This is a genomic window from Micromonospora sp. S4605, from assembly GCF_003176715.1.
Lineage (GTDB): Bacteria > Actinomycetota > Actinomycetes > Mycobacteriales > Micromonosporaceae > Micromonospora > Micromonospora echinaurantiaca.
The window spans coordinates 1-5,960 of the sequence record NZ_QGSW01000419.1; the positions used below are offsets into that span (position 1 = coordinate 1).

General features: G+C 73.8%; 6 protein-coding genes. 2 read left to right on the top strand and 4 right to left on the bottom strand.

What is annotated here, in order from left to right; all coding sequences use genetic code 11:
* The first annotated feature begins 223 nt into the window (after positions 1 to 223).
* On the top strand, positions 224 to 1,303 hold the full coding sequence (locus DLJ47_RS32855) for a cellulose binding domain-containing protein (RefSeq protein ID WP_109905919.1): 1,080 nt from the start codon (positions 224 to 226) through the stop codon (positions 1,301 to 1,303).
* Positions 1,304 to 1,337: 34 nt separating this feature from the next.
* Here DLJ47_RS32855 and DLJ47_RS32860 read toward each other — a convergent pair whose 3' ends face one another.
* The 3 genes from DLJ47_RS32860 to DLJ47_RS32870 form a co-directional block, all read right to left on the bottom strand.
* Positions 1,338 to 1,715 (bottom strand): nuclear transport factor 2 family protein, encoded by a 378-nt coding sequence (locus tag DLJ47_RS32860; RefSeq protein WP_109905921.1) that lies wholly within the window; start codon positions 1,713 to 1,715, stop codon positions 1,338 to 1,340.
* Positions 1,716 to 1,729: 14 nt separating this feature from the next.
* Complete coding sequence (locus tag DLJ47_RS32865; protein WP_109905923.1) at positions 1,730 to 2,821, bottom strand: Gfo/Idh/MocA family oxidoreductase; 1,092 nt, start codon at positions 2,819 to 2,821, stop codon at positions 1,730 to 1,732.
* 201 nt (positions 2,822 to 3,022) lie between these two features.
* Entirely contained in the window at positions 3,023 to 4,282 is a 1,260-nt protein-coding gene (locus tag DLJ47_RS32870) for a glycoside hydrolase family 16 protein (protein ID WP_109905925.1), read from the bottom strand.
* A 297-nt stretch (positions 4,283 to 4,579) separates the two neighbouring features.
* Between DLJ47_RS32870 and DLJ47_RS32875 the strand changes: the two genes are divergently transcribed.
* Positions 4,580 to 5,686 (top strand): NYN domain-containing protein, encoded by a 1,107-nt coding sequence (locus tag DLJ47_RS32875; protein WP_109905927.1) that lies wholly within the window; start codon positions 4,580 to 4,582, stop codon positions 5,684 to 5,686.
* 79 nt (positions 5,687 to 5,765) lie between these two features.
* Here DLJ47_RS32875 and DLJ47_RS36055 read toward each other — a convergent pair.
* On the bottom strand, positions 5,766 to 5,960 hold a 195-nt coding region (locus DLJ47_RS36055; RefSeq protein WP_158289926.1), incomplete at its 5' end, for a hypothetical protein.

Genomic DNA, 5,960 nt, shown 5'->3' on the forward strand with positions numbered 1-5,960 from the left:
CGCCCGACCCGAGCCGCCCCGCCGCCCGTCCCGACGGTCCCAAACCAAGCCGGTCGCCCAGCGATCACGCGCCGCCCGCACCCCGCCGGCCGGCCTCGCCCGGCGACCGTCCCGTCGACTGTCGGTACCCGTCCGACCACTGCCTGGTGGTAATCGGCCTGGCCTGCGACCGTCGAACCCGTCCGGTAGGGCCGGGCGGCGGCGTGGGTCGTAGAGTCTCGCCGTGACTGAGATCGGTGCGCAGGTCAACTTGTTCCACCCGGCCGACCGGGTGTGGCAGGCGCTGACGGATCGTACGGCCCTCGCCCGGTGGTTCACCGAGGCCGAGCCGGTGGCCGGGGCGGACCGGCTGCTGCTGCACACCGCCGGGCTGCCCGGTTTCGACGCCGCCGTGGACGCCGAGGTAGTCGACCGGCGGGCACCGGAACTGCTCACGCTGCGCTGCCAGGAGGCGAACCGGCGTACCCGGCTGACCTGCGCCATCGCTCCCACCGCCGAGGGTTGCCGGCTGTCGGTCACCGAGAGTCTGGAGCACGGCAACTGGCCGGACGACCAGCGCGCCCGCCGGGAGGAGTACTACCAGCAGGCCCTCACCGTGCAGCTGCCGGCCATCCTGGACTGGCTCGCCTTCCAGCGGATCGACCTGCGCCGCGGCGACGTCGCGATGACGGCCGAGATGCCGGTGACCGAGGTGCTCGGGGAGGAGCCGGCGCCGGCCGACCGCCGCTTCCGTCCGGTGCTGGTCGGGGCGCTGGTCGGCGCCGTGCTGGTCGCCGCCGGGGTGGTGGCCTGGGCCGTGCTGCCCGGCGAGTCGGGCGGATCCGCCAGCTCCGACCCGCTCGCGCTGCCGACCGCCGCTACCGCCACCGGCGAAGCGTCCCGGTCGACGCCCTCCGCGCGCCCGAGCCGGAGCACCACGCCCGGCGCCGACCGGTCCAGCCGGACCCCGACGGCCAAGCCCACCCGCACGTCCGCCTCCGCCCCACCGTCGGCGCCCCCGTTGGCCGCCCGCTACGAGTCGGTGTCGACCCGGCTGCTCGGGTACACCGCAGAGGTGGTGCTCGACAACCCGGGCGACGCGGCGGCGACCGGCTGGACGCTGGTGCTCACGCTGCCCGAGGGCAGCACGGTCACCGGTGCCAAGAAGGTGGAGTGGCGCCAGGACGGGCAGGTCGTCACCTTCACCGGGCAGCCCGTGCCGGCCGGCGGGTCGCAGACGGTCGAGTTCGACGTCCGTGACGCCGGTATCCGCAAGGCCCCCGAGGAGTGCACGGTGAACGGCAACCCCTGCGCCGGCCTCTGACCCCGCCGCCGCGTCGACCCCAGGGCGACAGCGCTCAGGCGGGGCTGATGTGTGCGGCGAGGATGCGCCAGCCGCGGTCGTCGTCGTACACCCAGGTGCGGGTGTAGCGCAGCCGGGCCGCGAACGGCTCGCCGCCGAACAGCCCGGTCACCCGCCCGACGAAGATGGTCACCCCGGTGGTGCCCTGGACGATGAGGTCCAGCTGCTCCTCGACCAACTCGTCGACGATCGACGTCCGGCTGCGGTGGGCGGACAGGTCGTCCCGCTTGCCGTACCGCTGGCCGTCCGGTCCGATGGCGATCAGGTGCTCGTCGAGCAGCTCGTCGAGCGCGGCCACGTCCCCGGCGCGCTGGGCGGCCTGGAGGCGGCGCTCCGCGTCGAGCAGCTCGGCCTCGCGTTCGCTGTCCGGCATGCAACCCTCCTTGCTCAGGCGTGGACGGATGGGCCCGTCGGCGTCACGGTCAGCACCCGGCCATCGGCGGCGGAGCGGTGGGCCAGCTCGATCAGCGCGACGGTGTCGACCGCATCGTACGGATCGACCGGCAACGGCGCGCCGTCCCGCAGCGCCGCCGCCACCTGCTGGTAGAAGCTCTGGTACCGGCCGGGCTCGGTGGGCACCGGGCGCAGGTCGCCGTCGACGCCGAGCTGGCCGTACCGCTCGGGGGTGACCTCGCCCCAGCCCGGCGTGCCGGGCCGCTCCCCGGCGCGCAGCGCGGCCTCCTGCACGTCGAGCCCGTGGCTGGTGTACGCGGCGCGGTCGCCGAGGATGCGCAGGCGCGGTCCGAGCTGCGCGGCCAGCGTGGTCATCCAGAGGTGGGAGCGGACGCCGTTGGCGTGGGTCAACGCCACGAAGGCGTCGTCGTCGACCTGGGCGCCCGGCCGCCGGCGGTCCACCTCGGCGTAGACGGCGCGGACCGGCCCGAACAGCTGCACCGCCTGGTCGACGAGGTGCGCGCCCAGGTCGTAGAGCGTGCCGCCGGCCTCGTCGGGCGTCCCGCTCTCCCGCCAGCCCGGCTTGATCGCTGGCCGCCAGCGTTCGAAGCGGGACTCGAAGCGGACCACCCGCCCCAGCGCGCCCTCCTCGACCAGGCGGCGGGCGGTCAGGAAGTCGCCGTCCCAGCGCCGGTTCTGGAACACCGTCAGTGGCACGCCGCGGCGGGCCGCCTCGTCGACCAGGTCCCGGGCCTGCGCCGCGGTGGCGGCGAGCGGCTTGTCCACCACTACCGGCAGCCCGGCGGCCACCGCCGCCCGGGCCAGCGGCACGTGCAGCCGGTTCGGCGTCGCCACCACGACCAGGTCCAGCTCGTCCGGCGCGCGCCACAGCTGGTCGGCGTCGTCGACGGTCCGGGCGTCCGGGTGCTCGTGGCGCACCTGTTCGCGTCGTTGCGGGTCGCGGGTCAGCACCGCCGCCAGCCGCAGCCCGGGCGTCGCGGCGATCAGCGGGGCGTGGAACACCCGACCGGCGATCCCGTAGCCCAGCAGTCCCACCCGCAGCGGCGTCCGCGTCGTGCCCGCCATGCCACCCCCGTCTCGTACCGCCGGACCGCCCGGCGCCGATGGCACCGAACTTACGCCCCGCGCGGGCGGCGCTTCACTTCCATGGCGGCATTGCGGGTGGCGGTGGCGCGGGGGAGGGCCGCACGCCGGTCGGCGTACGGCCCTGCGACCTCGCGGGCCGGTCCGCCGCTCGCGGCGTGCCGGCCCTTCCCGGCGTGCGGCTCAGTAGCGCGACCACTTCTGGTTGGCGCCGCCGGTGCAGTCCCACAGGTGCAGCTTGCCGCCGTTGGTGGCGACCCAGTCCCGTACGTCGACGCACCGGTTGCTGCTCAGGTTGACCAGGTCGCCGGCGGCGTTGAGGGTGAACCGTTGCGCCGGGTTGCCGTTGCAGGTGACCAGGTTGACCTCGGTGCCGTTGGCGGTGCCGGCCCAGGCCGGGTCCATGCACTTGCCCATCGCCCGGACGGTGCCGTCGGCGGCGAAGGTCCATGCCTGCGCGGCGGTGGTGTTGCAGTCCCAGATCTGCAACTTCGCTCCGTCGACCGGGTTGGCGCCGGGGATGTCGATGCACCGGCCGCTGTGCGCGCCCCGGAGCCGGGTGGTGCCGGACGGCGGCGGGGTGCCGCCCGAGGTGTAGCCGGAGACCCGGACGTAGTCCACCAGCATCTGCTGCGGGAACTGGGTGGAGCCGTCCGGGTAGCCGGGCCAGTTACCGCCGACCGCCACGTTGAGGATCATGAAGAAGGGGTGGTCGAACACCCAGCGGTTGCCGCCGAGCCGGCTCGGGTCGACGCGGTGGTACTCGACGCCGTCCAGGTACCAGATGATCGAGTTCGGCTCCCAGTCCACCCGGTAGGTGTGGAAGGCGTCCGCCAGCGGCTGGCCGATGGTGCGGCTGCCGGTGATGCCGCCGCCGCCGGAGTAGCCCGGGCCGTGAATGGTGCCGTAGACGGTGTTCGGTTCCCGGCCGATGTTCTCCATGATGTCGATCTCGCCGGCGGCCGGCCAGCCGACGGTGCCCATGTCGTTGCCGAGCATCCAGAACGCGGGCCAGATGCCCTGCCCGCGCGGGATCTTGATGCGCGCCTCGAACCGCCCGTACGCCTGGGTGAAGGTGGCAGCGGTCAGCAGCCGGGCGGAGGTGTACTCGCACCGGCCGTAGTGGCACTGGTAGTTGGCCGGGTTCTCCCGCCGGGCGGTGATGACCAGGTTGCCCTGGCCGTCGTGCACGGCGTTGCTGGTGCTGTTGGTGTAGTACTGCCGCTCGTTGTTGCCCCAGCCGTGGCCGCCGATGTCGAAGCGCCACCTGCCCTGGTCGACGGGGGTGCCGGCGGGCGCGTTGAACTCGTCCTGCCAGGTGATCGCGCCGATGGCGGCCTCGGCGGTGTCGGAGCGGCCGGGCAGGACGAGGGCTGCGGTGAGGGCGACGATCGCGACCACGGCGAGGACGAGCGCGCGTGGTCGGCGGAGTGCGGTGGACATCGGTCTCTCCTGTGGACGGATCGGGGATCGGGGCGGTGGCCGTGCTCTCGGCCGGGCACGGGTGGTCGGCGGGGCGGGCGGTCCGCCCCTGGGGCGGTTCCGCTGCGATCCGGTGGTGGCACACGCCGCTGAGCCCTGCCGGAACGGTGGAGAGAGCGCTCTCTAGTGATGTTTGTCGATTCCCGTCGTTTTTGTCAAGACTGTTGCCAGTTGGTTGCGGCGGCGGATCGTGACGGCGCGCGGGCGGGCCCGGGCGGTTGCCGGCCCGGAGCGGGCACCGGGCGTAGGCTGGCCGGCGTGGATCAAGAAGACCGGATCGCCCTGTTCCTCGACTACGAGAACCTCGCCCTGGGCGCGCGTGACCACCACGGCACGGCGTTCGACTTCCGCCCGATCGCCGACGCGCTCGCCGAGCGGGGGCGGGTGGTGGTGCGCCGGGCGTACGCGGACTGGTCGTACTTCGACGAGGACCGCCGGATGCTCACCCGGTCGCACGTCGAACTCATCGAGATCCCGCAGCGGATGGGCGCCACCCGGAAGAACGCCGCCGACATCAAGATGGCCGTCGACGCCGTGGAGCTGGCCTTCGAGCGCGACTACATCTCGACGTTCGTGATCTGCACCGGCGACAGCGACTTCACCCCGCTGGTGCACAAGCTCCGCGAACTCAACAAGCAGGTGATCGGCGTCGGGGTCGAGAAGTCCACCTCGGCGCTGCTGCCGCCCGCCTGTGACGAGTTCCTCTACTACGACCGGCTGGAGGGCGTCGACATCCCGTCCACCCGGGGCCGGCGCGGGCGTCCGGCCCGGCCCAGCCGAGAACCGCAGCAGGTGGAGCAGATCGAGCAGGCCGAGCCGGTGGAGCCGGTGGAGCCGGAGCCCGAGCCGCAGGCGGTGGCCGAGGAGCCGGCCCGCGACGTCGACACGCTCTCCGTCCTGGTGGCCCAGACGGTGGCCGGCCTGCAGGGCAGCTCCGGCGGCGAGGTGACCGCGTCCCGGTTGAAGCGAACCCTGCTGCGCAAGGATCCGACCTTCAGCGAGTCCGACTACGGCTACCGCACCTTCGGCGAACTCCTGCGCCACCTGGCCGAGCACAACGTGGTCGAGCTGGCGGAGGGCCCGGCGAAGGGCGATCCCGAGGTCTCGCTGCCCGAGCACGGCGACCGCGAGGTGGCGTTCGGGCTGCTCCACTCCGTCGTGCTCGACCTCGCCGCCGGCGACGGCGCGGTGGCGCTGTCCGGCCTGAAGAACCAGCTCCGCCGGGCCCGGCCCGACTTCAGCGAGAAGAAGCTCGGCTACCGCAGCTTCCTGCAGTTCTGCAAGGCGGCGGCCACCAGCGGCGTCGTCGACCTGCAATGGAGCCCGGAGGCGGACGACTACCTGCTGACCGCCCGGCCCGCCTGACGCCGTCCCGGACCCGAGCGTGCCAACGGGTGCCAGCGGTCCGGCCGGCCGTCGAGGGCCGGCCGGACCACAGGGCACCTCAGGCCACCACGGACCGCAGCGGCACCCGGGCGTCGCGCAGCGCCCGGACCAGGTCACCGAGGAACGGGTGCTCGTCGGCCTGGCGGCCGTCCGGGTTCGGGATCACCAGGTAGGCCGAGCCGTTCGCCTCGGACACCCGGCTGTCACCGGTGAACCCGGCGACGGCCGCCCGGGTGCCGCTGCGGTCCGTGGT

Bases quoted from the DNA above. Each gene is read 5' to 3' on its own strand.
- DLJ47_RS32860 (WP_109905921.1), bottom strand. From the start codon at position 1,715: ATGCCGGACAGCGAACGCGAGGCCGAGCTGCTCGACGCGGAGCGCCGC.
- DLJ47_RS32865 (WP_109905923.1), bottom strand. From the start codon at position 2,821: ATGGCGGGCACGACGCGGACGCCGCTGCGGGTGGGACTGCTGGGCTAC.
- DLJ47_RS32870 (WP_109905925.1), bottom strand. From the start codon at position 4,282: ATGTCCACCGCACTCCGCCGACCACGCGCGCTCGTCCTCGCCGTGGTC.